Origin of the sequence: Gramella sp. KN1008, from assembly GCF_004332155.1 — a bacterium.
Classification (GTDB): domain Bacteria; phylum Bacteroidota; class Bacteroidia; order Flavobacteriales; family Flavobacteriaceae; genus Christiangramia.
Genome location: NZ_SJDV01000005.1, coordinates 170,908 through 196,589 on the forward strand (window position 1 = coordinate 170,908; position 25,682 = coordinate 196,589).

Annotated in this window: 20 protein-coding genes; 14 read left to right on the plus strand and 6 right to left on the minus strand. The window is 40.2% G+C overall.

Features of this window, described 5'->3' with window-relative positions; all coding sequences use genetic code 11:
* Window positions 1-6 precede the first annotated feature (6 nt).
* The 7 genes from murD to ftsZ all read left to right on the plus strand — a co-directional run bounded on the left by murD (window position 7) and on the right by ftsZ (window position 9,200).
* Window positions 7-1,344 carry a UDP-N-acetylmuramoyl-L-alanine--D-glutamate ligase gene (gene murD / locus EZJ28_RS11025; protein ID WP_131397811.1) on the plus strand — a complete coding sequence of 446 codons (1,338 nt, stop codon included), beginning with the start codon at window positions 7-9 and terminating at the stop codon, window positions 1,342-1,344.
* A 94-nt stretch (window positions 1,345-1,438) separates the two neighbouring features.
* On the plus strand, window positions 1,439-2,647 hold the full coding sequence (locus tag EZJ28_RS11030) for an FtsW/RodA/SpoVE family cell cycle protein (protein WP_131397813.1): 1,209 nt from the start codon (window positions 1,439-1,441) through the stop codon (window positions 2,645-2,647).
* Entirely contained in the window at window positions 2,644-3,744 is a 1,101-nt protein-coding gene (gene murG / locus EZJ28_RS11035; RefSeq protein WP_131397815.1) for an undecaprenyldiphospho-muramoylpentapeptide beta-N-acetylglucosaminyltransferase, read from the plus strand. The genes EZJ28_RS11030 and murG overlap by 4 nt, the downstream gene beginning before the upstream one ends.
* Window positions 3,745-5,109 carry a UDP-N-acetylmuramate--L-alanine ligase gene (gene murC, locus EZJ28_RS11040; RefSeq protein WP_131397817.1) on the plus strand — a complete coding sequence of 455 codons (1,365 nt, stop codon included), beginning with the start codon at window positions 3,745-3,747 and terminating at the stop codon, window positions 5,107-5,109.
* Complete coding sequence (locus EZJ28_RS11045) at window positions 5,099-5,815, plus strand: cell division protein FtsQ/DivIB (protein WP_131397819.1); 717 nt, start codon at window positions 5,099-5,101, stop codon at window positions 5,813-5,815. The genes murC and EZJ28_RS11045 overlap by 11 nt, the downstream gene beginning before the upstream one ends.
* A gap of 3 nt (window positions 5,816-5,818) precedes the next feature.
* Window positions 5,819-7,171, plus strand: a complete 1,353-nt coding sequence (gene ftsA / locus EZJ28_RS11050) for a cell division protein FtsA (RefSeq protein WP_131397821.1) — start codon at window positions 5,819-5,821, stop codon at window positions 7,169-7,171.
* Between the two features lie 28 nt (window positions 7,172-7,199).
* Window positions 7,200-9,200, plus strand: a complete 2,001-nt coding sequence (ftsZ, locus tag EZJ28_RS11055) for a cell division protein FtsZ (protein WP_131397823.1) — start codon at window positions 7,200-7,202, stop codon at window positions 9,198-9,200.
* A gap of 64 nt (window positions 9,201-9,264) precedes the next feature.
* Here ftsZ and EZJ28_RS11060 read toward each other — a convergent pair whose 3' ends face one another.
* The 3 genes from EZJ28_RS11060 to EZJ28_RS11070 form a co-directional block, all read right to left on the minus strand.
* Window positions 9,265-9,468 carry a hypothetical protein gene (locus EZJ28_RS11060; RefSeq protein WP_131397824.1) on the minus strand — a complete coding sequence of 68 codons (204 nt, stop codon included), beginning with the start codon at window positions 9,466-9,468 and terminating at the stop codon, window positions 9,265-9,267.
* Window positions 9,469-9,756: 288 nt separating this feature from the next.
* Complete coding sequence (locus EZJ28_RS11065; protein WP_131397825.1) at window positions 9,757-10,314, minus strand: hypothetical protein; 558 nt, start codon at window positions 10,312-10,314, stop codon at window positions 9,757-9,759.
* A 16-nt stretch (window positions 10,315-10,330) separates the two neighbouring features.
* Window positions 10,331-11,845 carry a helicase HerA-like domain-containing protein gene (locus tag EZJ28_RS11070; protein ID WP_131397826.1) on the minus strand — a complete coding sequence of 505 codons (1,515 nt, stop codon included), beginning with the start codon at window positions 11,843-11,845 and terminating at the stop codon, window positions 10,331-10,333.
* Window positions 11,846-11,975: 130 nt separating this feature from the next.
* On the opposite strand from EZJ28_RS11070, the gene EZJ28_RS11075 reads away from it, so the two are divergent.
* A complete protein-coding gene (locus EZJ28_RS11075; RefSeq protein WP_131397827.1) occupies window positions 11,976-13,118 on the plus strand; it encodes a serine hydrolase in 1,143 nt (380 codons plus the stop codon).
* Window positions 13,119-13,125: 7 nt separating this feature from the next.
* On the opposite strand, the gene EZJ28_RS11080 is transcribed toward EZJ28_RS11075, so the two are convergent.
* Window positions 13,126-14,187 carry an LD-carboxypeptidase gene (locus tag EZJ28_RS11080; RefSeq protein ID WP_131397828.1) on the minus strand — a complete coding sequence of 354 codons (1,062 nt, stop codon included), beginning with the start codon at window positions 14,185-14,187 and terminating at the stop codon, window positions 13,126-13,128.
* Between the two features lie 24 nt (window positions 14,188-14,211).
* Window positions 14,212-15,426 carry a D-alanyl-D-alanine carboxypeptidase/D-alanyl-D-alanine-endopeptidase gene (gene dacB / locus EZJ28_RS11085; RefSeq protein ID WP_242670109.1) on the minus strand — a complete coding sequence of 405 codons (1,215 nt, stop codon included), beginning with the start codon at window positions 15,424-15,426 and terminating at the stop codon, window positions 14,212-14,214.
* Window positions 15,427-15,694: 268 nt separating this feature from the next.
* On the opposite strand from dacB, the gene EZJ28_RS11090 reads away from it, so the two are divergent.
* The 5 genes from EZJ28_RS11090 (at window position 15,695) to EZJ28_RS11110 (ending at window position 23,089) form a co-directional block, all read left to right on the plus strand.
* Complete coding sequence (locus tag EZJ28_RS11090; protein WP_131397829.1) at window positions 15,695-18,778, plus strand: SusC/RagA family TonB-linked outer membrane protein; 3,084 nt, start codon at window positions 15,695-15,697, stop codon at window positions 18,776-18,778.
* A 13-nt stretch (window positions 18,779-18,791) separates the two neighbouring features.
* Window positions 18,792-20,204, plus strand: coding sequence for a SusD/RagB family nutrient-binding outer membrane lipoprotein (locus tag EZJ28_RS11095; protein ID WP_131397830.1), 1,413 nt, complete (start codon window positions 18,792-18,794; stop codon window positions 20,202-20,204).
* 58 nt (window positions 20,205-20,262) lie between these two features.
* On the plus strand, window positions 20,263-20,910 hold the full coding sequence (locus tag EZJ28_RS11100; RefSeq protein ID WP_131397831.1) for an N-acetylmuramoyl-L-alanine amidase: 648 nt from the start codon (window positions 20,263-20,265) through the stop codon (window positions 20,908-20,910).
* Entirely contained in the window at window positions 20,911-22,389 is a 1,479-nt protein-coding gene (locus EZJ28_RS11105; protein WP_242670110.1) for a M14 metallopeptidase family protein, read from the plus strand.
* A gap of 67 nt (window positions 22,390-22,456) precedes the next feature.
* Complete coding sequence (locus EZJ28_RS11110) at window positions 22,457-23,089, plus strand: 7-carboxy-7-deazaguanine synthase QueE (RefSeq protein ID WP_131397832.1); 633 nt, start codon at window positions 22,457-22,459, stop codon at window positions 23,087-23,089.
* Between the two features lie 50 nt (window positions 23,090-23,139).
* On the opposite strand, the gene EZJ28_RS11115 is transcribed toward EZJ28_RS11110, so the two are convergent.
* Complete coding sequence (locus EZJ28_RS11115; RefSeq protein ID WP_131397833.1) at window positions 23,140-23,697, minus strand: DUF2911 domain-containing protein; 558 nt, start codon at window positions 23,695-23,697, stop codon at window positions 23,140-23,142.
* A gap of 260 nt (window positions 23,698-23,957) precedes the next feature.
* Here EZJ28_RS11115 and asnB point away from each other — a divergent pair, with 260 nt between their 5' ends.
* Complete coding sequence (gene asnB, locus EZJ28_RS11120) at window positions 23,958-25,568, plus strand: asparagine synthase B (RefSeq protein WP_131397835.1); 1,611 nt, start codon at window positions 23,958-23,960, stop codon at window positions 25,566-25,568.
* Window positions 25,569-25,682: the final 114 nt, after the last annotated feature.

The following is a 25,682-nucleotide window of genomic DNA, read 5'->3' on the forward strand; positions in this document are numbered from 1 at the left end:
AGGATTGTGGGAAAGAAGATCACAATACTGGGTGGTGGAGAAAGCGGAATAGGAACGGCTATTCTGGCAAAGAAAAACGGATATGAAATCTTTCTTTCCGATAAGGGAAAGATCAAGGATAAATACAAGGAAGTTCTTAGACATATTGAGATCGAATGGGAAGATGAAAAGCACACCGAGTCGAAGATTTTCGATACCGATGTGGTGATGAAGAGTCCTGGTATTCCTGATACGGTTCCGATGATCGTTGAACTACGTAAAAAAGGAATTCCTGTGGTTTCTGAGATAGAATTTGCATCCTGGTTTTCTAAAGTTCCTGTAATAGGTATTACGGGAAGCAATGGGAAGACCACTGTCACCAATCTTGTTCAACATTTACTGAAAGAGGGCGGTGTGGATTCAGGAATGGGAGGGAACGTTGGGAACAGTTATGCAAAACTGGTCGCCGAAGAAACTCATGACTGGTTTGTGCTGGAGCTAAGCAGTTTTCAGCTGGATGGAATAGATAAGTTCAGACCACATATAGCGATACTGACTAATATCACACCAGATCATCTGGACAGATATGATTATAAACTGGATAATTATATAGAATCAAAATTCAGAATTACAAAGAATCAGACAGAAGAGGATTATTTCATCTACGATGCCGATGATAAAAATATAACAGACTGGCTTGCGAAGCATCCTGTAAGATCTCAAAAGCTGCCATTTTCAATCGAGAGAAAGATCGAAAATGGTGCCTATATAGAAAATGAAAACATTGTTGTAAAAATTAATAATACCAAATTTACTATGCCAACATCAGAGCTTGCCCTTCAAGGCAAACACAATGCTAAAAATGCCATGGCTGCTGCGACTGTAGCCCAGCTGCTCCGAATTAGAAAACAAACCATACGTGAGAGTATGGCTAATTTTCAGGGAGTAGAACACCGCCTTGAAAAAGTGCTGAAGATCAATAATGTGCTTTATATCAATGATTCCAAAGCGACCAACGTGAATGCAACATTCTATGCACTTGAGAGCATGGAGACTGAAACCGTATGGATTGTAGGGGGAGTTGATAAAGGGAATGTTTATGATGATCTGCTCCCGTTAGTGAATGAAAAGGTAAAGGCGATCATTTGTCTTGGGGTTGATAATGACAAGATCGTGAATGCATTTGGAAATATCGTGGAAACCATGGTAGAGACCACTTCGATGAATGACGCTGTACAAATAGCATACAGGCTGGCCGATAAAGGTGATGCAGTTTTACTTTCACCTGCATGTGCAAGTTTTGATCTGTTTGAGAATTATGAAGATAGAGGTAGACAGTTTAAAGAAGCTGTAAGGAATTTATAAAAAATATGTCATCCTGAACTCGTTTCAGGATCTAACTTAAAGAAGCTGAAACAAGTTTAGCTTGACGAAATTAGGAAGAGTTAGAAAAAGAATAATGAGCAATATTTTTAGAAATCTTAAAGGAGACAAGGTGATCTGGGCGGTAGCCGGCCTGTTGGCAATATTTTCTTTTTTGCCGGTTTACAGTGCCAGTAGTAACCTTGCGTATCTTCATGGAGATGGAAGCACGTCAGGCTATCTGGTGGTGCATTTCTTTCATCTTCTTTTAGGATTTTGCGTGCTCTTCGCGGTGCATAAGATACCCTATCATTATTTCCGTGGAATTTCGATTCTGCTGCTGCCTGTGGTCATAGTTCTGCTGATCTTTACCATTGCTCAGGGAACTACGATTGAAGGGGCCTATGCCAGTAGATGGATACAGATCCCGGTCCTTAATGTATCTTTTCAATCCTCTACTCTTGCCGCGGTGGTACTCATGGTATACGTAGCCAGATACTTATCCAAGATTACCGAAAAAACGGTCACCTTTAAGGAAACAATTCTTCCACTTTGGCTGCCTGTTTTCGTTGTTTTAGTATTAATTTTGCCGGCCAATTTTTCCACTACGGCCATTATTTTTGCAATGACCCTGGTGCTGATGTTCTTAGGTGGATATCCCATAAAATACCTTGCCGCGATAGTGGGCGCAGGACTGGTAATGTTAAGTCTGTTTGTGCTAACCGCGAAAGCTTTTCCCGGTTTGATGCCTAACAGGGTGGATACCTGGGGAAGCCGAATAGAGACATTTTTTGATGATGAAGAAGGGCAGGAGCAATATCAGGTTGAAAAGGCCAAGATCGCGATCGCTCAGGGAGGAATTACAGGAACAGGAATTGGAAAGAGCGTTCAGAGAAATTTTTTACCTCAGTCATCTTCAGATTTTATCTATGCTATAATCGTTGAAGAAATGGGGTTGATAGGAGCTTTTGGAGTAATGCTTGCATACCTGTTGTTACTTTTCCGGATTGTAATTGTAGCCACAAAGGCCAATACTGTCTTCGGAAAACTCGTTGTAATGGGTGTGGGGCTACCGGTAGTTTTCCAGGCTCTCATCAATATGGGGGTCGCTGTGGAATTATTCCCGGTAACGGGGCAAACCCTGCCACTGGTTAGTAGTGGTGGAACATCCATCTGGATGACCTGCATTGCATTGGGAATCATCCTAAGTGTTAGTGCTAAAAGAGAAGAAATTAAGGAATCTGAAAATAAAGAACTGGAAGGCGAGGAGGAAAATCCTCTGGACATTTTAAGTGAAGCCATATGAAAGAAGGTCTACGTGTAATATTATCTGGTGGAGGAACAGGAGGTCATATCTATCCTGCCATCGCAATTGCCGATGAGATAAAAAGAAGATATCCTTCGGCCGAGATCCTTTTTGTGGGGGCGCAGGACCGAATGGAAATGGAAAAGGTTCCCCAGGCCGGTTATAAAATAGAAGGTCTTTGGATAAGTGGTGTGGACAGGTCTTTTAACCTGAAGAATTTCCTGTTCCCATTCAAACTTATGAGCAGCCTTTCAAAATCCAGAAAAATCATTAAAAAGTTCAGGCCAGATGTTGTTATTGGTACAGGAGGATTTGCAAGTGGACCACTTTTAAGAGTAGCAATCTCGAAAGGAATTCCCACACTTATTCAGGAGCAGAATTCCCTGCCAGGTATTACAAATCGTATTCTGGCCAAATATGCCAATACAATTTGTGCGGCCTATGAAAAGGTAAAGGAATTCTTTCCTTCAGAAAAGACTGTGATTACGGGGAACCCTGTAAGACAGGATTTATTGGATGTGAACGACCTTAGGGAGGAAGCAATAGAGTACTTTAAGCTTTCCAGGAATAGGAAAACGGTTCTTGTTCTCGGGGGAAGTTTAGGTGCTAAAAGAATCAATAAACTTGTAGAGACCTACCTGAAGAAATTTCAGGAAGAAGGTGTCCAGCTTATCTGGCAGATTGGTAAGCTTTATTTTGATGACTATAAGAAATATGAATCTGCAAACGTGCGGACCAGGGAGTTCATCAATAGGATGGATCTGGCATATGCGGCTGCAGATGTGATCATTTCAAGAGCGGGAGCCGGTAGTGTTTCTGAATTATGCATCGTAGGAAAACCGGTAGTGTTTATCCCCTCTCCAAATGTTGCAGAAAACCATCAGGCAAAAAATGCCAGTGCGGTTACCGAACATGATGCTGCTTTGATGATAGAGGAAGATGAACTAACGGAAAGATTTGATGCTTGTTTTTTCAGTCTTTTAGAGGATGAAAGAAGGCTTCAGCGGTTTGGTGTAAACATTAAGAAACTGGCGCTCCCCAATGCTACTTCAGCCATTGTAGACGAGGTGGAGAAATTAATAGAAAATAAAAATTAAGTGAAGGACCTTAATCACATACAGAATTTTTATTTCATCGGTATCGGTGGAATTGGAATGAGTGCGCTTGCCAGGTATTTCCGGGCAAAAGACGTGTATGTGGCCGGTTACGACAGGACTCCTTCACAACTTACAAAAGAACTGGAGCAGGAAGGAATCGAGGTGAACTATGAGGATAAAGAAGATATTATTCCTTCGAAGGTTCTTGAAGATAAGGATAACACTTTAGTGGTTTATACGCCCGCCATTCCAAAAGATCATAAACAATTCAATCATCTTAAAACAAAAGGTTTCGAAATAACCAAAAGAGCACAGTTGCTTGGAATGGTCACTGATAAAAAATATACTCTTGCGGTAGCCGGAACTCATGGTAAGACGACAACCACAGCTATCCTGGGTCATTTGCTTAAGGACACCGGTACGAAGGTTACGGCCTTTCTCGGTGGCATAAGTGAAGATATTCAGTCAAATCTTATCATGCAGGGGGATGATGTAGTGGTAGTGGAAGCTGATGAATTTGATCGCTCGTTCCTGAACCTTTCCCCGAATATCGCGGCGATTACTTCCATGGATGCCGATCACCTGGATATCTATGGTGAAAAGGAAGAGTTGGAAAGATCTTTCAAAGAATTTGCATCGAAGATCCCGGAAGACGGGAAGCTCTTTGTAAGAAACGGTCTGCCTCTGGAAGGCATGACACTTGGTCTGGAAGACCACGCCGATTATTCGGCCAGAAATATAAAAATTGAGGACGGTAGCTATGTTTTTGATCTGAAAACTCCCTCCGGACTCATTGAAAATTTAAAATTCAATCTACCCGGTCAGCATAATTTGCTCAATGCTATAACAGCCCTGGCAATGGCCATCGAATACGGCTCCCCAACCGAGAACGATGATCTTGCCAGGGCTTTATATAGCTTCAAAGGCGTGAAGCGTAGATTCAGTTATAAAATAAAGACGGATAACCTGGTACTTATAGATGATTATGCACACCATCCTACCGAGATATCGGCAGTGCACCAGGCAGTTCGTGAAATGTATCCAGATAAACGAATACTTGCGGTTTTTCAGCCCCACCTGTTTAGCCGTACCCGTGACTTCGCTGAAGATTTTGCCTCAAGCCTGTCTCAATTTGACGAGGTTATTCTACTGGAAATTTATCCTGCCAGAGAACTTCCTATTGAAGGCATATCTTCAGCCTGGTTGCTGGATAAGGTTTCAAATCCTGAAAAGCAACTGGTCAAAAAAGAAGATTTGAACGAAAAGATAAGATCTTCAAAAGCTGAAGTTATAGTAATGATGGGGGCTGGGGATATAGGAGTGGAAGTTGAAAAAGTAAAAAAAGCACTCTTGAATGAAGCGTAGTGTAGGTTACATAAAGGCTTTTGTTCTCGTAGCAGTGATTTGTTTTTTATATGGCTTTGCTGAAAAGCGGCATAAAGGTCGGGAAATTACTGAAGTAAAGGTGCGATTTACCGATAGTGAAAACCTCTATGTGACTGAGGAAGTGGTTAATAAATTGTTAATACAAAATAAAGCCTCTGTCTCGAGCATAGATAAAGAAACTTTAGATTTGAATAGGGTGGAATCCCTTTTAAATAAACACGATATGATTGAAAATGCAGAAGTTTATCTCACTTTGGATGGGAAACTTAAGGCAGAAGTAAGTCAGCGAAAACCAATTGGAAGAGTGATAGGAAGTTCATCGTTTTATCTGGACAGAAAGGGAGAAGTGATGCCTCTTTCTCCATTTTATTCGGCAAGGGTGCCGTTGATGTTCGGTTTTAATGAAGCCAGTATTATAAAAGCCTATCCAATTGTTCAGTATATAAAAAATGATGAGTTTTTGACCAGGCATATCACCGGAATACAAAGGCTCAAGGGAGATAAATATAAACTTGAACTCAGGGAGATGGATTTTGATGTCTTTTTTGGTGATTCAAGTAATGTGGCTTTGAAATTCAACAATTTCAAAGCCTTCTATAAAAAAGCACAGATAGATAAAAAATTAGATACCTACAAAAGAGTGAACTTACAATTTGGAGATCAGGTTGTGTGCACTAAAAAATAGTTTATGGAACAAAATGATATTGCAGTAGGATTAGATATTGGAACAACCAAGATTGTGGCGATGATAGGCCGCAAGAATGAGTATGGCAAGGTCGAGATCATCGGGATCGGAAAATCAAAATCACTTGGCGTACACAGGGGAGTGGTGAATAATATCACCCAGACCATCCAGTCTATCCAGCAGGCAATACAGGAAGCAGAAGCCGATAGTGGGCTTAAGATAAGTGAAGTGGTGGTTGGTATTGCGGGGCAGCATATAAGAAGCCTTCAGCATAGCGATTATATCACCCGTCAGAATCCGGAAGAAGTGATAGATGCTGATGATATTCATACCCTTTGCAATCAGGTTCACAAACTGGTAATGCTTCCGGGTGAGGAAATTATACATGTTCTACCACAGGAATTCAAAGTAGACGGTCAGGCTGAAATAAAAGAGCCTATCGGAATGTACGGCGGAAGGCTGGAAGCCAATTTCCATGTAGTGGTTGGACAGGTTTCTTCAATTAGAAATATCGGAAGATGTGTGAAAAGTGCCGGGCTTGAACTTTCGGCGGTGACACTGGAGCCTTTAGCTTCAGCAAATGCTGTTCTAAGCCAGGAAGAAAAAGAAGCAGGGGTAGCGCTTATCGATATTGGTGGTGGTACTACAGATCTTGCAATCTTCAAGGATGGAATTATTCGTCATACGGCAGTGATTCCTTTCGGTGGAAATGTGATTACTGAAGATATTAAGGAAGGTTGCTCCATCATTGAAAAACAGGCCGAGTTACTTAAGATAAAATTTGGTTCGGCATGGCCGGGGGAAAATAAGGATAACGAGATCGTATCCATTCCTGGTTTACGTGGAAGGGAGCCAAAAGAGATCACTCTAAAGAACCTTTCAAAAATAATTCACGCCCGGGTGGTTGAGATCATCGAGCAGGTTTACCTGGAGATCAAGAACTATGGGCATGACGAGCAGAAGAAAAAACTTATTGCCGGATTGGTCCTCACAGGTGGTGGTGCGCAGTTGAAACATTTGAAACAACTTGCAGAGTACATCACCGGAATGGATACCAGAATTGGATATCCAAATGAGCACCTGGCAGGCACTAATGATGCTGAAACAACCAGTCCTGTCTATGCAACAGCGGTTGGTTTGGTGATGAATAGCCTGGAGAAAGGCAAAACACGTTTTCAGGAAGAAGCGGTTCTTTCAGATAAAAGTCCGGTGGAAGGCGCCAACCCTAAAGAAGAAGCAATTGAAATGACCGGAGAAGCTGAACAGGAGGAATCTACTTCCAAGAAAGTCGCCCGAAAGAGCATTTTTGACAAGTGGGCAGAGAAATTCAAAGATTTTTTAGATAACGCAGAGTAATAAAGATACAACCAGTAAAACAGAGTTTATGAGCAGTACAGAATTTGGAGACATCTCATTCGATTTACCGAAGAATCAATCGAACGTCATCAAAGTGATTGGAGTTGGCGGTGGAGGAAGCAATGCCATCAACCACATGTTCCAGTTAGGGATCAAAGGGGTAGATTTTGTGATCTGTAATACCGATGCACAGGCCCTTGAAAACAGTCCGGTTCCCAACAAGATACAGTTAGGGGTTACCCTTACTGAAGGACTTGGCGCAGGAGCGAATCCTGAGATTGGTGAGAAAGCCGCAGTTGAAAGTTTTGAAGAGATCAAGCAGATGCTCGATTCCAACACAAAAATGGTATTTATTACTGCCGGTATGGGTGGTGGTACAGGTACCGGAGCCGCGCCTATCATTGCCAAACAGGCCAAGGAACTCGATATTCTAACTGTGGGGATCGTTACGATTCCTTTCCAGTTTGAAGGTCGAAACCGTAATGAACAGGCACAAATTGGGGTTGAAAGGCTTAGAAGCCATGTAGACTCATTAATCGTAATAAATAACAATAAACTTCGGGAGGTTTACGGGAACCTTGGATTCAAAGCTGGTTTCTCCAAGGCCGATGAGGTTCTTGCAACCGCCTCACGTGGTATTGCTGAAGTTATAACACATCACTATACTCAGAACATTGACTTGCGCGATGCTAAGACTGTATTGAGTAATAGCGGAACTGCTATCATGGGGTCTGCTCATGCCTCAGGAGCCAGCAGGGCCACCGATGCTATCATGAAAGCTCTTGACTCTCCTTTATTGAACGATAATAAGATCACCGGCGCCAAAAATGTTTTACTGTTAATTGTATCTGGTAACGAGGAGATCACTATTGATGAAATTGGAGAAATAAACGACCATATTCAGGCAGAAGCCGGTCATAGTGCTAATATCATTATGGGTGTGGGCGAGGACGAATCTCTTGAAGATGCCATTGCCGTTACTATCATTGCCACGGGGTTTGATGTGGAACAGCAGAATGAGATCACCAATACCGAAACTAAAAAGATAATACATACGCTTGAAGATGAACAAAAGGCCGAGCAGGATCTGATGCCAAAAAAATCAGCACCGATTTCTCAGGTGACCAATGCTCCGGTAAATCCATCTTCTGTTAAAAATGAATTGCCTTTTGATGAAGAGGAAACCGATAAAAAGATAGTCCATACTCTTGATGAAACCGAAGAGGAAGTAGATGAGGTTGGTAATATCCACAAGAAGGTGGATGATATGCTTAAAACACCGGATTTTGCCCGTAAACTTGAAGTGACCTACGAAGAGGTGGATCCCGAGGAATTCATTATCAATAACACCGGTGATGAGGCAAATAACATGGAGGTTCACGAACCGGAAGAGGTTAAGACCGAAAGTGAAGAGCAGTTCATGTTTACATTCGATATGCCTGCAAATGAAAAAAAAGAAGATAAGTCCACTTCAAAAGAACAGCCTAAAGCTGAAAATGTGAAGAGGCATGAACTTCATGAAGAGGAAGAAGATGCGAAGAATATTAAGGTGAATGAGGCGATCGAGATCGTTCCCGTGACCGAAAGCTCAGCCCAGGGAGTCAAAAGATATAGTCTTGACGATTATATGGAAATGGAGGAAAGGCTTCAGAATTCAAAACCTCAGAAGAAAGAGGAAGAGAAAGACGAGACCGTGGCCTTTGAAAAGAAAACAGTAGCTCCAAAACCTGATACCGATAAGGGGGGGAATGATGACAACCCATTTGATAATCCCATATCTTCTGAAGTGGTTAGAAAAAGAACCGCTGAAAGAAAGGCAAAAATGAAGGAATTCAATTATAAGTTCAGAACCGGTTCTGCTCAGATCGATGAGATAGAAAAGCAGCCTGCATATAAAAGAGCCGGAATAGAACTGGATAGTAACAGGCCCGGTGAAGGTAAATTATCGCGAACCAGTATTGAACAGGGAGATGATAACGAACTGCATTTCAGGAAGAATAATTCTTTTCTACATGATAATGTAGATTAATTTCAACCTAGCCAAGAAAAAAGGTGCCTACAGGCACCTTTTTTTATTCGTAAAAGAAAAAGAATTAGCTCTGGCTTTCTGCCTGAACCTCATCTGTATCTTTTCTGTATTTAAGCATACTAATCCCGGCAACAAAGAATATAAAACCAAGAATACTAAGTGCCCAGGGGCTAAGCATCAGGGCAACGCTGCCAAAGATTCCCAAAACTCCCATTACAAGAGCGATCGCTCCCCCAACGGTCATTATAATTGCTAAGATTTTGATCATAACATTAATTATTGGTTATGGATTAAAATTAGTTAAACAATTTAATGTGAGGAGAATATTAACAAATTTTACGATTCTACAGCTCTTATTTTTATTTTCCGGAATATTCCTTACCGGCTCGATAGCCCAGGGATTACAGTTATTAGCCCTTTGATCGTTGTAGGTGTCTGAATGAGAAATACTTTTTAACTGGGAAGTGTTTTTTAACGAATTGTTTAAGGTTTCTGCCCTGGAATGGTAAAAAATAGGAAATTTTAAAGCCTTAATATTCCACGCCAGGGCGGTATTTTAATTCCAGTAGATCATGAAATACTTGATCGTGGCGTCATCAGGAATCTGCGAAGCCATGATCTTACTATCGGTGTCGTATCTTAAGCTAGTAGGAAGCTGACTCTTGTCTATAGTTACGTACGCATTGATTTCATCTAGGAAAACTACTGCAGAATTAATGGTATTTTCAATCCTGGAGATATTATAGTTTTCCACAACGTCCTTAAAAGTACTTTTTACATTGAGGCCGTTCTTGGTTTCGTAGCGGGAGTCTAGTATCCTGATATATCCAATAGTGCTTGTGGAATCGAATTCCTGTAGAGGTTCCAGGCTCATCAGGGCATTGCCGTCTTTATCAAAAATCTTGATCTCGTCAGTAGATCTTAGTTGCTCGGGACCGCTGGTTTGTCTTACTATACTGTCTCCTTCAAAGATGGAATCGAGTTGATGGATCCTGACTTCCTTTTTTAGTGGACCAACCTGGGTTGGAGTTATAAGAAACGGGTCTTCTTCATCGCTTGTACATGATGAAACAGATACACATAAACCAAGAATTAGTAGAGCTCTTTTGTACATTTTAATTTGGATAGTTTTATTTTAAAATCTTATTCAATATTCCCAATACTCCCCGAATAAAGGTAGCGCTTGTAAGAACCTTTATTACTGCGCTTTCCGTTTTTGATTTAGGGGAACCGGATTTAATTACTTCTTTTCTCTCTTTTTTAGCCTTTTCTTTTGCTACTTCCTTTTCGGCAATCTCTATTTTCTTCGTCAGTATCTCATGAGCGCTTTCTCGGTCAATTTCTTCATTATATTTCGGCAGAATTTCAGACTGTTTTATAAGTTTTTCAAGTTCAATATCCGAAAGTATGTTCATTCTGCTCATAGGCGCCCTAAGCATAGTAGCCACTAGTGGTGATGGCCTTCCCTTCTCATCAAGTGCCGAAACCAGGGCTTCACCTATACCTAACGAGGTAAGCATATTTTTGGTATCGTAAAATTCTGAAATGGGATAATTTTCTGCAGCAAGTTTTATGGCTTTCCTGTCTTTGGCGGTAAACGCCCTTAAGGCATGCTGTATCTTCAGGCCCAGCTGACCTAATACTTCTTCCGGAATATCTGCCGGATTCTGGGTGACAAAATAAATTCCAATCCCTTTGGATCGAATCAGTTTTATAATGCTTTCTATCTGATCCAGCAATGCATCTGAAGCCTCTTCAAAAATAAGATGGGCTTCGTCTATGAACATTACAAGTTCTGGTTTGTCCATATCTCCTTTTTCAGGAAATGTTGAGTATATCTCTGCGAGCAGGCTAAGCATAAAAGTTGAAAATAACTTGGGTCTGTCCTGAATATCGGTGAGCCTCAAAATATTTACATAAGCTTTTCCCTCTGAGTTTTTTCGCATCAGATCGTTTACTTCAAAGGATCTTTCTCCAAAAAAACGATGAGCACCCTGTTGTTCCAGAGCTACTATCTTTCTTAAGATGGCTCCCGTTGACGCCGTGGAGATCCTTCCATACTCTTTTTCAAATTCTTCTTTTCCATCTTCCGTTGAATACTGAATGATCTTTTTCAGATCCTTTAGGTCCAGGAGCGGAAGATGTTTGTCATCACAATATTTGAAAATGATAGCAATTATGCCGGTTTGAGTGTCTGAGAGATCTAGTATCCTTGAAAGAAGAACCGGTCCAAATTCGCTAACCGTAGCTCTTAAACGTATGCCCGGCTCATCTGAAAGGCTCAGGATCTCCACCGGAGAAGCCTGAGGCTGAAATGGAAAATCCAGTAATTTATGTCTTGCATCAATGAATTCAGCTCCATCAGATGGTTTTGCCAGTCCGCTTAGATCTCCCTTTACATCCATAAGAAGAACGGGGACACCTTTTTCAGAAAGATTCTCCGCGATGATCTGCAGGGTTTTGGATTTGCCGGTACCTGTGGCTCCGGCTATCAAACCGTGTCTGTTCATGGTTTTTAATGGAAGACGTACCGCTGCCTGAGAAATAACTTCACCTTCATACATCCCGGCACCAAGATAGATGCTGTCTCCTTTAGGTTTATAACCTTCCTGAATGGAGGTGATGAATTTCTGCTTCTTTTCCATTAAAAGCTAATTTATCATAAAATTGGTAAAACAGTGGAACTGTAGGAAAAGAATAATTTAGAAAATATGCTAAATACCGGAAGCTCACCTCGTTTAAATTAATAATATATTTGAAGGAAAGCCTAACAATATGAAAGTTGTAAAATATCTGTTTCTGGTATTCCTATGTAATTGGGGGTATAGCCAGACTCGAATTTTTGAGACACTGGAAGTATCGAATAAACCTGAACTTAAAAATATTTTCGATAATGCAGATAAATATGAACTTCAGGTCCTGTATTCTTCGGTAGTAAGAGCCTCTAATGATGGGGTTTTGTTCAAAAATTCAAATTTCAGGGTAGATGACAGTACTTATTTTTACCCGGCCAGCACCGTGAAACTGCCTGTGGCAATACTTTCCCTTGAGAAAATAAAAGAGCTTCAGAATTCGGGCGTTCAGATTACCAAAGAAACTGAATATCATATCCTGAACGATAGTATTTCTCATACGATAGCCGACGATATCCGATCCGTATTCGCAGTAAGCGATAATGATGCGTATAACCGCTTATTTGAATTCCTGGGCCAGGATTATATAAATAAAAAACTGAGAGAGAAAGGACTTCAACCCGTTAGAATATCTCATCGGTTTTCCGGGGAGACTTCCCTGGATACGGTTACAAAACAGATAATTTTTCGGCTTAAGGGGAATAAAACTTACGAACTACCTTTTACTAATAATAAAAAAGCCGCCATTCTGAAACTTAGGGGTATAGAAAAAGGTGCCGGCTATTTTGAAAATGACTCCTTGAAACAGGGAGCTTTCAGTTTTGGACTTAAGAATTATTTTCCGTTAAGAGTTCAGCATCAGTTGATGAAACAATTGTTCTTTCCGGAAGAATTTAAGGAAGAAAAAAGATTCAATTTAAACGAAAAGGACAGAGTGTTTTTGCTGGAGGCAATGTCTGCCTATCCCCGGGAAGCAGGATATGATAAAAGCGAATATTACGATAGTTATGGTAAGTTCTTTATATATGGTGATTCTAAAGAACCAATAACTTCAAATGTCAGGATCTATAATAAGGTAGGTTATGCCTACGGCACCCTGACCGAAACGGCTTATATCCATGATCCTGATAATGATGTGGAGTTCATATTATCTGCCACCATTCTCGTGAATGAGAATGAGATCTTCAATGATAACGAATATGAATTCGAAAGCATTGGTATACCTTTTCTGGCCAAACTTGGCAGGCAGATCTATCAATATGAATTGAAGATGCGAAATAATTAGTTAACGCCTATCTGGTAGCCGGGCTAAGAAGTTGTATAGTTCCCATAGCCGCATCTATTTCGGCTTCGATCCCATTTGGGATAGTGGCATTATCATCAATATGGCCGATCATTGCACCAGAATATGCCGGAATATTTAGCGGTTTGATATAATGATCTATCACCTCTTCCAAAGTGAGAGAACCATATCCGCTGCCTCCGGGATCACAGTCTGTACATTTCCCAAAGACGAATCCGCTGATCTGTTCAAAGACTCCTGCCAGGTATAGCTGCGACATCATCCTGTCTACTGCATAGATCTTTTCTCCAACATCTTCCAGGTATAATATTTTTCCTTTCCAATCTTCAGGAAAAAATCCGGAACCCATAATTCCTGTAAGGACTGAAAGATTTCCACCAAGTAGGTTTCCCTTTACGGTTCCGGGGGTGATGGTCCTTATCCTGTTCTTTGTCTGAGCAAGCTGGTCTCCTTTGGAATCCGGGTTCTTATAGGTGATTGCCTCTTCTTCAAAAAGGAGTTTTTTGAAATAATCATAGCTGAAGGAATTCCAGGTTGAAACCGCTACCGGGCTATGGAAGGTTACAAGTTTTGTTTTTTTATAAATCGCCAGGTGAAGAGCGGTAATATCGCTGTAGCCAGCAAAGATCTTTGGGTTTTTTCTGATAGCTTCGTAGTCCAGTTTGTCCAGTATTCTGGCTGAACCTGAGCCTCCACGAAGAGCAATAATCGCCTTGATGTTTTTATCCCGGAACATCTCATTTAGTTCTTCGGCTCTTTCTTCATCGGTTCCGGCTAGGTGGCCATAACGATTCGAAGTAAACTTGCCGAATTTCACCTTTAGCCCCATAGCTTCAAAAGTTTCTTTCGCAATATCATATGGCTCCGTTTCGAAAATAGCACTGGCGGGACTCACAATCCCTATGGTGTCACCCTCTTTTAAAGCCTCCGGAATTAGAAGATCTGAATGGGAATCAATATAATTAAAGCTATTGTCACCGGTTGCAAATGAACTTAAAGGAATGACAAGACTGCCAACTCCGATATTTTGAATGAACTTTCTTCTTTCCATTTCTTTGATTTTGTGAGCTTGAAATTAATAATTATCCCTGATGTTTTCGAGGATAATCTCCATTCCTTCCTTTAATTTAGAGGTGGGTATGGTATAGTTGCTATTCATAAAGCTAAATATGAGGATTTTTCCCGAGCGTGTTTTAAGGAATCCACTTAAACTATGATTGTTGCTTAGGGTTCCCGTTTTAGCAAAGATATAAGGGGTGTCGGCTTTATAGTAATTTTTAAGTGTGCCCGATTTTCCGCCTGTGGCCAGCATATTGAATAATCTTTCCTGTGGTAGTTCTTCGCTGATCTTTTCAATTAATTTAACCATAGTGTGGGGAGTGAAAAGATTGTATCGGGAGAGTCCTGATCCGTCTACCCACACCGGTTCATCAGGCAGATCTTTAAGGTAGTTCTCCTTCATATAATCTATAGCTATCTCCGCTTTTAAAGTGTCAGAAATCTTATCTGCCGTCATGAGCAGAATCTGTTCTGCGATAAAATTATCACTCTCTTCCATCATTCGTTTGTATATACTATCAGTAGGAATGCTGTAGAGGGTTTTTTCAAATTCGGCGCCATCAGGTATTTCATGAATAATTTCGATCTTTTTATTTAAAGTGTCCTGCAGAATTGCCACCATTGTGCGATCGGAATATTTGAAAGGAACTTCTCTTATGTATTCTTCTTTTCCTTTGTAAATCTTAAAGGAATTGGACGAGATATGCCTCGTTATACCAGGTCTGCGTTCATAGTCGTTATAGATTGAAATTGAATCCTTAAATATTGCAGGCCTCAGATGGAGAGCATTCTTGTTATCGATTTCGAATATCACCCTGTTAGCATAGACGGGCATGACTGAACGTTCTACGGAATAAGCATAATTATAATCGTCCCACGACCAGCCCGGACCGAAATACTTTTCAGTAAAAAGGGGAGGATAATAATATAGGTCTGCCTTGGTGTCGCTAAGAAATTTTAAGACTTCCGATTCCGGCAGGTCAGGATTCAAAAGAGACGGGTCTCCTGTTCCTTTGAAAATTAAAGAATCATTTTTCTTCAAATATTTAAGAGCAGGAACTGAGTCTCCCAGTATTTTAAGGCCGGTATAAAAAGTAAATAGTTTTGTATTGGAAGCGGGGGTGAAGTATTTATGGGCATTATACTGATAGAGCATTTTGTCTTCCTGGGGGTCGTAAATTGCGAGTCCGGAAAAGCTCTGTTTAAAGATGGAGGAGGTCTCCAGGTCCATTTGGATCTTTTTATTTACGCTTCTCAGCGGCGAACATGAACCCAATAACACTAAAAGAATAAGAAATAAAAGGGAATATTTAATCAATAAGAATATAGGTAGCCTCATAAAATCGAAAACTCTAATGGTTAAATCAAAACGTTTATAAATGTACCTCATTCTCAAAATAATTTAATAAAAGCTTATGTATTTATTATATAAATTAGGTGTTTAATTAACAAAATAGGTATATTTAAAATCTAATTCACAAAAAATTAACACCTATCTAATGAGAAACAAATTTATTTTATTAGCCCTTTTTGCTGTTTTTCAGGCAGCAAATCTGTTGGCTCAGGAACGTACTGTTCGCGGAACTGTGACTTCTGCGGAAGATGGAACGCCCCTGCTTGGTGTGAATGTAATCATTCAGGGAACCAATTCGGGGACGGTTACCGACATTGATGGTAATTATTCTATTGATGTAGGTGAGAATGCATCTCTTATTTTTTCCTCTATTGGTTTTGAGAGCCAGGAGGTTCAAGTTGGAAACCAGACCGTTATAAATATTCAGATGCTCCAGGATCTCGAAAGCCTTGACGAGGTCGTTGTGACTTCATTTGGTATTGAAAGGGAAAAAAAGGCTCTTGGATATTCTGTACAGGAAGTGAGTGGAGAGGAAATCACTCGTACGAAACAGCCTAATATTGTAGCTGCTTTACAAGGCCAGGCAGCAGGTGTTCAAATTACCAATTCTGGTGGTGCTCCAGGGCAAAGTGCAAGGATAATTATTAGAGGAATAAATTCTCTGGATCCAGGTGCAGATAACCAGCCCCTGTTCGTAATAGATGGGGTGCCGATGGATAACTCTACTACAGAAAGTGGTGGTACACCAAGAGGATTATCTAATAGAGCTGCAGACCTTAATCCAAACGATATTGAATCTATCAACGTACTTAAGGGTGCTGCTGCTACCGCACTTTATGGAGTTCGTGCTGCAAACGGCGCTGTGATAATAACTACTAAAAAGGGTGAAGAGGGCGATGTGAGAATCAATTTCACTTCAAGTGTTGGATTTGAAGACATTAACCAATATCCAAATATTCAGGAAACTTATGGACAGGGCTTTGCAGGTGTCTATGATCCAACCTCATTCTGGCCTAACTGGGGTCCTTCGATTGATGAAATTAGAGAGATAGATCCTGATGCTGAGATTCGTGATATCTGGAGAGAGGCTATGAGGACAGGAGTGCAATTTGATAATGCTTTCAATATTTCAGGAGGAAATGAAAAAGCGAATTTCTATGCTTCTTTAGGACATCTTACTCAAGAAGGAATAATTCCCTTTAGTGAATGGTCCCGAACTTCCGCTCGTCTTAATGGGGAGCTTAAATTCAATGAAAAATTCAGAGTTGGAGCAAATATTAGTTATGTGATATCCGGTGGTAACCGCGTGCCTCATGACCGGTTTATGGAAAGGCTTGTTTATAACACGCCGATGCAGGATATTAATGACTACATTAATGAGGATGGCACGATGAAAAGTATTGGAGGCAATACTAATCCAATTTATGACGCAAGATTTAGCACTTTTGAAGATGAAGTTAATCGTGTTACTGGCAATTTGAAATTTACCTATGAGCCTTTTAAATGGATGGATATTAATTACATAGCCGGGACCGACTATTTTACCGATTCAAGAACCGAAATTACTCCCGGTCCTCTTGGAATTGAAGGTGAGCGGCCCCTAAGTTCAACAGGTTACATTACGGAAACACGTATAGAAAGCCGGGATTTGAACTCAAACCTTTTTTTCACATTTAAAAATAACTGGACAGATAAACTTACTACTTCACTTAGAATAGGTAATGATGTCTTTCAAAGAGATTATGAAAGAGTTGATGCCACCGGTGTGGATTTTGTAATTCCCCGCTTCTATCATCTTAATTATGCTAGCCAGATTTCCAATGATCAATATTTAAGAAAACGTAGATTGGTGGGACTATATGGTGATTTAAGTATAGATTATAACGATATGCTATTTCTGAATATTACAGCCCGGAATGACTGGACTTCTACCTTGCCTATAGGAAATAATTCTTTTTTCTATCCTTCGATAAATCTGGGGTATGTATTCACTGAATCCTTGGAGTCAGACCTTTTAAGTTTTGGAAAACTTCGCGCATCTTACGCCGAAGTAGGAAAGGATACTGATCCATACAGAATTGGACAAACCTATAATTCGGTTGGTGTTCCATTGAATGGCCAACTCAGATTTTCCAGAAATGATCAGTTTGGTGATTTAAACTTACTTCCGGAAAGTACTGTTTCAATTGAATTTGGTACAGATCTTAGATTCTTTGATAATAAATTAGGTCTAGATTTAACATGGTATAAAACTAATTCTAAAGATCAGATCATCCCAGTCCCGGTTTCAGAGACTTCAGGGTTCTCTACATTTATTACAAATGCCGGGGAGATTGAGAATAAAGGTCTTGAATTTATTATCAATGCAAAACCGGTTACTTCTGAAGACTTTTCATGGGAAATCTCTTTCAACGCGGCCTATAACCAAAATGAAGTAGTTAGTATTAGAGAAGGGATTGAGCAAATCCAACTTGGAAGTCAATTTGGATATGTTGGAAGTAGGGTTTATTCTATACTTACCGAAGGAGAGCCTTACGGAAATTTATGGGGAAGTAGTTATGCAAGATATGGAGCAAATGATGATGATATTTATCTAAACAAAGATCTTCCGATTATTATTGGTGAAAACGGATTTCCTGAGCTTAATTTCGATCTGAAAGTGCTTGGTAATTCTACTCCAAAATGGATTGGTGGTCTAAGGAATAGTTTTGATTATAAGAATTTTGACCTTTCCTTTCTCATCGACTTTAGAGCAGGTATAGATCAATATAGTCAGTATGATAACTTCTTTGCAGCATTTGGTATTGCAGAATATACTCTGGACAGAAATGAAACCCGGGTTTTTGATGGTGTGCTTGCAGACGGCACACCTAATACACAGGAAGTATGGCTTGGACAGGGAGAAGGTCCTGATGGGCGCGATTATGGAGCAGGTTTTTACAGGAATACTTATCGCAGGATGAGTGAAAATTTTGTTCATGATGCTTCATTTATTAAATTGAGAAATATCACTCTGGGCTATAATTTTGGAGATAATATTTTGAATGCTTTTCCTATCGAAACTGCAAGGATTTCTGTGGCGGCAAATAATATCATCCTTTATACGCCATGGGACGGATTCGATCCTGAATCATTTAGCGCAGGAGCCGGAGGAAACGCTACTGGGTTTACTGGTCTTGGTTACCCTGGTGTCCAAAGTTTTTTCTTTACTCTTAATGTAGGCCTTTAAAAAAATACTGATTATGAAGAATTTTAATAGAATATTTAAATTTTTAATGCTGGGCTTCTGTTTTATAGCGGCTGGCTGCGATGACTATCTGGATATTAATTATAATCCAAATAACCCAACCGATGCGCCACTGGCAGGTCTTATGTCAAATGTGACATATGAAACTTCACAAAACGTTTTTAGAATAGGAAGTTCAACCTCATACTACGTACAGTATTTAGCTTCTCCTAATCCGGCCAGTGGAACAGATGTTATGGATCCGCTAAGCTTCGATGGAACATGGGGGAGTTTATATGCGGTCATGACCGATCTTAATGATCTTATTTTAGCTGCCGATGAAAACAATGCGCCACATTACGAAGGTGCTGCAGAGGTGTTAATGGCCCTTAATCTTGCTATGACGGTAGATTTGTTTGGCGATGTTCCCTTTAGCCAAAGTTTCAACTTTGAAACTGTAACGCCTTCTTATGATGATGACGAGGCTCTATATTCTCGGATATTTGATTTACTAGATTCAGGTATTTCAAATCTTTCAATAGATAGTGATGCATCCATGGGTTCTGACGATTTTATATATGGTGGCGATACAAACCAATGGATAAAATTTGCATATATGCTTAAGGCTCGTTATTTGAATCATTTAAGCGAAACTGGGGCATATAGTCCAACTGAAGTCCTAACTGCTTTAGATTCTGGATTTGACTCTAATGGCGACGATGCTCAGGTAGAGTATTTTGAAGAGGCAAATAATCCATGGTTTCAGGTTGCCAGAAGTAATGCTAACCTTGTTTTAGGTGGTTGGATCTCTGAACAATTTGTAGAGGCGACTGATGGAACTACATTCGGGGTTATGGATCCGAGAATTTCATACATGATTGGTACAACAGATGAAGGGGAATATGTAGGTACGGTGAATGGCGCAGGTCGTGGAAGTGCTTCAGAGCAGGGTGAGCGCTCAACACTTGTTGAAGGTGATTTTTATACAAACCCAACTTCGCCGGTCCTAATTGCTACTTATGCTGAGCAAAAGTTTATAGAAGCTGAAGCTGCCTTCGGGATAGATAAAGCACGTTCTTATCAGGCTTATTTAGACGGTATTCGTGCACACATGACCAAACTTGGTGTTCCTGATTCAGAAATCAATGCCTATTTAAGCAATCCTGAAGTTGCTATGGGAGTGGATGCATTTACTATGGCTGATATATTTAAGGAAAAATGGATAGCTCTATTCCTTCATCCTGAAGCCTGGAATGATGCAAGAAGATATGATTATGCTTATGAAGATTTTGATCTACCAGAAAATTTAAATCCGGATCTTAATGGTCAATTTATTCGCAGACTCCGTTATCCCGATTCAGAAGTTAGCAGAAATGGAAGTAATGTTCCTGATGTAACCTTACTGGATCCTATTTTCTGGGACGAATAGAATTTGAATAATATTCAGGGGCCCCGTTAAAAGCGGGGCCTTTTTTAATTGAAATAATATGAAAAAGCTTTTGATCTGCCTTCTGCTATGTTGTAGCTGTGCTGGCCCGAAAATCATCGATAAGCCTATCGTTTTTGATGAAAATCGAAAACAGTTAAGCCTTCAATATCTAGAGGAAAGATATGATCTTGAACAGGAGGAACCTAAGATCGATCCGAAGATGATAGTCCTGCATTGGACGGCCATCCCAGATTTAGAAAGATCATTCAATGCATTTAAAGATCCTGAGTTGCCGGGTCACCGAAGTGAGATTTCAGGTGCCGGTAGTTTGAATGTTTCCGCACATTTTCTTATAGATCGTGATGGTAGTATCTACAGGTTGATGCCAGAGACAACTATGGCCAGGCATGTAATAGGGCTCAATCATGTGGCTATTGGTGTTGAGAATGTGGGAGGGACAGCAGACACACCTTTAACCGAAGCTCAGCTAAAAGCAAATATTAAGCTGGTGAAATATCTTAAGAAGAAATACGATATTGAATATCTTTTAGGACATTACGAATACACCAATTTTGAAGACCACGAGCTCTGGCTGGAAGTCGATGAAGGATACAGGACTCAAAAAACTGATCCGGGAAATGATTTTATGGCTGAGATTCGAAAAGCGGTCAAAAACCTTAACTTTAAACCTGTGCCTAAAAATTAAATGATGAAACAAAATAGGATAAGTGCCCTCTTTCTTGTAATGCTTTTCTTCTTTTTTGGGAATACAGAAGCACAAACTTCCCAATTCGCTAAGAGGATTGGCGAAGAATATGATCAGTTCAAAAATGAAAATATCAGCACAAGAAGATTCAAACATTCAGATCTTCAGCCCCTGATTGAAAAGTACAGGGAGAAGTCCGGTTTTGAGATTAATAAGGTAGGAGAATCCATTGAGGGTAGAAGTCTGAATCTAATTAGCCTCGGAAATGGGGATACAGATGTTTTTCTCTGGTCTCAGATGCATGGAGATGAATCTACCGCTACTATGGCAATTCTTGACATTCTAAACTTTTTTGAATCTGAAGAATTTATGCAGGAAAAAGCATTGATGCTGGAGAATTTGAAAATCCATTTTCTGCCGATGTTGAACCCTGATGGAGCCGAGGTCTTCACCCGCCGCAATGCTCTGGGGGTAGATATAAACAGGGATGCACTTCGATTACAGTCTCCTGAAAGCCGTACGCTTAAAAGTGTACGGGATAGCCTGGATGCAGATTTTGGATTTAATCTGCACGATCAGAGCCGATATTATAATGCGGAACGAACTGAGGAGCCGGCCAGCATCTCATTTTTAGCTCCGGCATTTAACTATGAAAAGGATATCAATGAAGTGAGGTCCAATGCCATGAAACTTATAGTTGTAATGGATCAAATCCTTCAGGAATATGCACCTGGACAGGTGGGAAGGTATAATGACGACTTCGAACCCAGAGCCTTTGGGGATAATATTCAAAAATGGGGCACCAGTACTATTCTTATTGAGTCAGGAGGATATCCGGAAGACCGGGAAAAGCAAGAAATAAGGAAATTGAATTTCGTAGCTATTCTCTCAGCATTGCATTCCATAGCTGCAGGGGATTTTAAAAAGGCAAATCTGGAAGACTATGAAAAGATTCCAAATAACGATCGGATGCTTTTCGATCTTAAGCTTAAGGAGGTGACCTATGAATTGGAAGGGGAAGAGTACATTCTTGATATTGGGATCAACAAAAATGAACTGGATATAAAAGACAATACCGATTTTTATTATTCCTCACAGGTGGTGGATCAGGGAGATCTTTCTACCAGTTATGCTTATGAGACTTTTGATGCGAAAGGCTATTCCATGCATTTAGGGGAGGTTTATTCTGAAACACTGACAGATACTGCTTCTTTAAAGGATTTGGACTTTTCAAACCTTCTGAGTCAGGGCATAGGCTATATCAAGCTGAAAAAATTACCTGAAAACATAGATCATACTGTCTATCCTGTAAATCTTGTTTCAGAGAACTTTCAGTTGAATACCAGTTTAAGGCCGGGAAGAAACGCAAGTTTTTTTCTAAAGAAAGACGGAATTATAGAATTTGCTGTAATTAATGGTTTTCTTCTAAAACCGGAGGAAGCATCAGGAAAGGTTGAGAATGCCCTTATTTTCGATTAAATAGGCTCCTGATAATCATTCGTCCTGAAGGGATATAAAACTTAGATATTCTGTATCTTTGCAGGCTATGATTTCAGAAGAGACAAGGCAGTTGGTAGATAAAGGGATCATGCTCCCTTTGATGGAGGAATTCTATACAATTCAGGGAGAAGGATTCCATAAAGGAACCGCTGCGTATTTTATAAGGATTGGTGGTTGTGACGTTGGTTGTCACTGGTGCGATGTAAAGGAAAGCTGGGATGCTGAATTACATCCTCCAACACACGTAGGTCAGATAATTGAAAATGCTGTTAAGTACAGCAAGACTATTGTGGTGACTGGAGGAGAGCCGCTTACGTGGGATATGACAGAGTTAACAGAGGGGCTTAAGAATAAAGGTTGCAGTATCCATATAGAGACTTCCGGGGCTTATGATCTTACCGGAGCCTGGGATTGGATCTGCCTATCTCCCAAAAAGATAAAGTTACCGAAGCCGGGGATCTATCCTTTGGCAAATGAACTGAAAGTTATCATCTTCAATAAACACGATTTCAAATTCGCTGAAGAGCAGGCAGCACAGGTTAGTGAAGATTGTATTCTTTATTTGCAGCCGGAATGGAGTAATCGTGAAAAGATGATGCCTCTTATCGTGGAATATGTTATGGAGAATCCAAAGTGGAAGGTTTCTCTTCAAACTCATAAATATCTCAATATACCATAAAAAAAACGCCCTTTTAGAAGAGCGTTTTAATTTATATAGGGAATAATAGCCTATTTCATATTTTTGAAAGGTACTTTTACGTAACTGTCATCCCAGCCTATAAGTAAATTGGTTCCATCGGGAGCTTCTTCAAAAGCCATAGATAATGCTTCAATGGTATTAGGGGACTGTCTTACAGGTACTGTTATCCTTACCATATCATCCTCATCGGTGTATTCATAAGCGCCCCAGGTATTAGTATTCTTATTGAGTATAACCGTCCATTCTTTTTCTTTCGGGATGGTATATAAAGAATAAGTTCCTGCTTCAACAGTAACGTCCGCTACCTTCATGTCCTTATAGAATGTAAGTTCAGTAGCTTCGTTAGCTCCTGTTCTCCATACCTCTCCGTAGGGAACTAATTTCCCAAAGATCTCTCTTTCTCTTTTTTGGGGTCTACTATAAATTACCCGGGCGATAGGTTCATCGTTCTGGTTTCTGAACAATACAAGGTCCATTGGGCTTGCGTCCAGTTTGGCAAAGTTAGGTGAGTCTTTGTCCTGGGCCATAGCCGGATTGGAGACTAACATACATACTATACCGAATACTCCTAGAAATAGTCTTTTCATTGTGGTGATTTTTAGAATTAATAATGAATGATTAAATATAGCTTAAGCGCTTTGGCTTAATTGTTAAAAAAGTGCTTACAAGCTGTTAAATTTATTTAGGTTTTACATATGAAAGAATTATGCCGAATATGATCGGCTTTTGGTTTCTTTTTGTATAAAATTAAAATTAATTGATTAATAAATGAAACCAATAACAAATATATGCTTTTCTGATAATAACTATAGACCCATATTTGCCTTGTAATTATAAATTAAATGTCATGTGTGGAATTTTAGCAGTTATCGGAAAAGATCTTGAAAAGGCAAAAATCAGAAGCCTTTCCAAAAGAATGTCTCACAGGGGACCCGATGAAAGCGGATTAAAAATTACTGAAAAGGGTTATGTGCTTGCGCACGAACGCCTTTCAATCGTAGACCTTACTACCGGGATTCAGCCAATCCAGGGAACCAGCTCAGCATGGATGGTTCATAATGGTGAGATCTATAACCACATGGATTTAAGAAATAATGAACTAAAGGATCATACATTCAGAACTACAGGAGATTCAGAGGTGATCGTTCATCTTTATGAGAAATACGGTTATGATTTTGTGGATATGCTGGACGGTGTTTTTTCATTTGTAGTTGTGGATGGTGATGATTTTATTGCGGGCAGGGATCCTATTGGGGTGAAGCCACTATATTATGGGACCGATGAAACCGGAGCGCTCTGGTTTGCAAGCGAAATGAAAGCTCTGGCAGATCATTGTACAGAATTTGCAGCATTTCCTCCTGGACACTATTATACTCCTGAAACTGGTTTTGTTAGATATTACAAGCCTGATTGGTTTGAATCTGAAAAAGCGGTTCAGCCGGCCGATCTTACAAAACTAAGAGAAAGTCTTATCGAGGCAACTCGTAAAAGATTGATGGCAGATGTTCCTTTAGGAGTACTTTTAAGTGGCGGACTTGATTCATCCCTGACTTCATCTATTGCGGCTCGTTTGATCGAAGGTAGCGGGCAGAAATTACATTCTTTTTCTATAGGATTAGATCCGGAAGCTCCGGATCTGATAGCAGCAAAAAAGGTAGCTGACTTTTTAGATACAGAGCACCATGAAATTCATTTTACGGTAGAGGAAGGGATTGATATTCTTAGTCAGTTAGTCTGGCATCTTGAGACCTATGACGTGACGTCGATAAGAGCAAGTACGCCAATGTACTTCCTGTCTAAAGCTATTGCTGAGAAGGGGATCAAAGTAGTGCTTTCAGGTGAAGGTTCAGATGAAATATTTGGAGGTTACCTATACTTCAAGAACGCTCCTTCAGCAGAAGAATTTCAAAAGGAAACAATTAGAAGAGTTCAGAGACTGGCAACAGCCGATTGTTTAAGAGCTGATAAATCTACTATGGCCCATGGACTTGAAGCTAGAGTCCCATTCCTGGATAAAGCCTTCCTGAAAACGGCAATGGAAATGGTTCCGGAGTCAAAGATGCCGGTAACTTACGATGGGGTGGAAAAGTATGTGCTTAGAAAAGCTTTTGATACTCCGGAGCGACCATTCCTGCCAGATGAGGTTCTATGGAGGCAAAAAGAGCAGTTTAGCGATGGTGTTGGGTATAACTGGATAGATCAGCTTATTGAGTATGCATCTAGGCAGGTTACCGATACTCAAATGGCTATGGCCGAATCTAAGTACCCTGTGAATACTCCTGCTACAAAGGAAGCTTATTTTTACAGAGAATTGTTTCATAAGCATTTCCCGCAGGATGCAGCGGCGAGTACTGTAAAAAGATGGGTGCCGAAATGGCAAAAGGATCTCGATCCAAGTGGAAGAGCGAACGAAACCCATGTTGCTCCTGGTATGAAAAAGGAAGCTGTGAAAGTGTAATTTCTTCACTATTTATATAGCCAACCCGAACCGATAAGGAAATCTTTAACGGTTCGGGTTTTTCCACATAATTTGTTGATAACTTCAGGGCTTATAAGGTTGCCGCAACCTGTT

Coding starts and splice junctions, on each gene's coding strand:
- EZJ28_RS11030 (WP_131397813.1), top strand. CDS start 1,439: ATGAGCAATATTTTTAGAAATCTTAAAGGAGACAAGGTGATCTGGGCG.
- murG (WP_131397815.1), top strand. CDS start 2,644: ATGAAAGAAGGTCTACGTGTAATATTATCTGGTGGAGGAACAGGAGGT.
- EZJ28_RS11045 (WP_131397819.1), top strand. CDS start 5,099: ATGAAGCGTAGTGTAGGTTACATAAAGGCTTTTGTTCTCGTAGCAGTG.
- ftsA (WP_131397821.1), top strand. CDS start 5,819: ATGGAACAAAATGATATTGCAGTAGGATTAGATATTGGAACAACCAAG.
- ftsZ (WP_131397823.1), top strand. CDS start 7,200: ATGAGCAGTACAGAATTTGGAGACATCTCATTCGATTTACCGAAGAAT.
- EZJ28_RS11060 (WP_131397824.1), bottom strand. CDS start 9,468: ATGATCAAAATCTTAGCAATTATAATGACCGTTGGGGGAGCGATCGCT.
- EZJ28_RS11065 (WP_131397825.1), bottom strand. CDS start 10,314: ATGTACAAAAGAGCTCTACTAATTCTTGGTTTATGTGTATCTGTTTCA.
- EZJ28_RS11070 (WP_131397826.1), bottom strand. CDS start 11,845: ATGGAAAAGAAGCAGAAATTCATCACCTCCATTCAGGAAGGTTATAAA.
- EZJ28_RS11075 (WP_131397827.1), top strand. CDS start 11,976: ATGAAAGTTGTAAAATATCTGTTTCTGGTATTCCTATGTAATTGGGGG.
- EZJ28_RS11080 (WP_131397828.1), bottom strand. CDS start 14,187: ATGGAAAGAAGAAAGTTCATTCAAAATATCGGAGTTGGCAGTCTTGTC.
- dacB (WP_242670109.1), bottom strand. CDS start 15,426: ATGGACCTGGAGACCTCCTCCATCTTTAAACAGAGCTTTTCCGGACTC.
- EZJ28_RS11090 (WP_131397829.1), top strand. CDS start 15,695: ATGAGAAACAAATTTATTTTATTAGCCCTTTTTGCTGTTTTTCAGGCA.
- EZJ28_RS11095 (WP_131397830.1), top strand. CDS start 18,792: ATGAAGAATTTTAATAGAATATTTAAATTTTTAATGCTGGGCTTCTGT.
- EZJ28_RS11100 (WP_131397831.1), top strand. CDS start 20,263: ATGAAAAAGCTTTTGATCTGCCTTCTGCTATGTTGTAGCTGTGCTGGC.
- EZJ28_RS11105 (WP_242670110.1), top strand. CDS start 20,911: ATGATGAAACAAAATAGGATAAGTGCCCTCTTTCTTGTAATGCTTTTC.
- EZJ28_RS11110 (WP_131397832.1), top strand. CDS start 22,457: ATGATTTCAGAAGAGACAAGGCAGTTGGTAGATAAAGGGATCATGCTC.
- EZJ28_RS11115 (WP_131397833.1), bottom strand. CDS start 23,697: ATGAAAAGACTATTTCTAGGAGTATTCGGTATAGTATGTATGTTAGTC.
- asnB (WP_131397835.1), top strand. CDS start 23,958: ATGTGTGGAATTTTAGCAGTTATCGGAAAAGATCTTGAAAAGGCAAAA.